This window comes from Streptomyces sp. H39-C1, assembly GCF_027158125.1.
Classification (GTDB): Bacteria; Actinomycetota; Actinomycetes; order Streptomycetales; family Streptomycetaceae; genus Actinacidiphila; species Actinacidiphila fildesensis.
Map to the genome: position 1 here is coordinate 1 of NZ_JAPVLS010000244.1, position 1,570 is coordinate 1,570.

Consider the following 1,570-nt stretch of genomic DNA (forward strand, 5'->3'; position numbering starts at 1 on the left):
ACCAGCCAGGTCAGCAGCCCAGCCGTAGGACAGCCGCTGCTCGGTGAACAGCGCAAACCGGCCAAGGAGGTCCAGCGGCTGGACCGGGTGATCATCCGGTTCGCCGGGGACTCGGGTGACGGAATGCAGCTCACGGGTGACCGGTTCACCTCGGAAACGGCGTCGTTCGGGAACGACCTTTCCACGCTGCCGAACTTCCCCGCCGAGATCCGGGCACCCGCGGGAACCCTGCCGGGCGTGTCCAGTTTCCAGCTCCACTTCGCCGACCACGACATCCTCACGCCCGGCGACGCGCCCAACGTGCTCGTCGCGATGAACCCGGCCGCGCTGAAGGCGAACATCGCCGATCTGCCGCGCGGCGCGGAGATCATCGTCAACACGGACGAGTTCACCAAGCGGGCGATGGCGAAGGTCGGTTACGCGGCCAGCCCGCTGGAGGACGGCTCGCTGGAGGCGTACGCGATCCACCCGGTGCCGCTGACGAGCCTGACCGTGGAGGCCCTGAAGGACTCGGGGCTGGCGCGCAAGGACGCGGAGCGCGCGAAGAACATGTTCGCGCTGGGCCTGCTGTCGTGGATGTACCACCGGCCGACCGAGGGAACCGAGAAGTTCCTGCGGAAGAAGTTCGCGACGAAGCCCGACATCGCCGAGGCGAACGTCGCGGCGTTCCGGGCCGGCTGGAACTTCGGGGAGACCACCGAGGACTTCGCGGTCTCCTACGAGATCGCCCCGGCCTCCGCCGCCTTCCCGGCCGGCACCTACCGCAACATCTCGGGGAACCTGGCGCTGTCGTACGGCCTGGTCGCCGCGAGCAAGCAGGCCGACCTGCCGCTGTATCTGGGCTCGTACCCGATCACCCCGGCCTCCGACATCCTGCACGAGCTGTCGAAGCACAAGAACTTCGGTGTGCGGACGTTCCAGGCCGAGGACGAGATCGCGGCCATCGGCGCCGCGCTGGGCGCCGCGTTCGGCGGGGCGCTGGCCGTCACCACCACCTCGGGGCCCGGTGTGGCGCTGAAGTCGGAGACCATCGGGCTGGCGGTGTCGCTGGAACTGCCGCTGCTGGTGGTGGCGATCCAGCGCGGGGGTCCGTCCACCGGGCTGCCGACCAAGACCGAGCAGGCCGACCTGCTGCAGGCGATGTACGGGCGCAACGGCGAGGCGCCGGTGCCGATCGTGGCCCCGGCCACCGCCGCCGACTGCTTCGACGCCGCCATCGAGGCGGCCCGGATCGCGCTCACCTACCGCACCCCGGTGTTCCTGCTGTCCGACGGCTACCTGGCCAACGGCAGCGAGCCGTGGCGGATCCCCGACATCGACGAACTGCCGGACCTGCGGGTGCAGTTCGCCACCGGCCCGAACCACACGCTGGACAACGGCGACGAGGCGTTCTGGCCGTACAAGCGCGACCCGCAGACGCTGGCCCGCCCCTGGGCGGTACCCGGCACCCCCGGTCTCGAACACCGGATCGGCGGTATCGAGAAGCAGGACGGCACGGGCAACATCTCCTACGACCCGGCCAACCACGACTTCATGGTCCGCACCCGCCAGGCGAAGATCGACGGCATCG

Annotated in this window: 1 protein-coding gene; it reads left to right on the forward strand. The window is 69.9% G+C overall.

The window, feature by feature from the left end; translation table 11 throughout:
• On the forward strand, positions 1–1,570 hold a 1,570-nt coding region (locus O3W51_RS47960; RefSeq protein WP_138359649.1), incomplete at both ends, for a 2-oxoacid:acceptor oxidoreductase subunit alpha.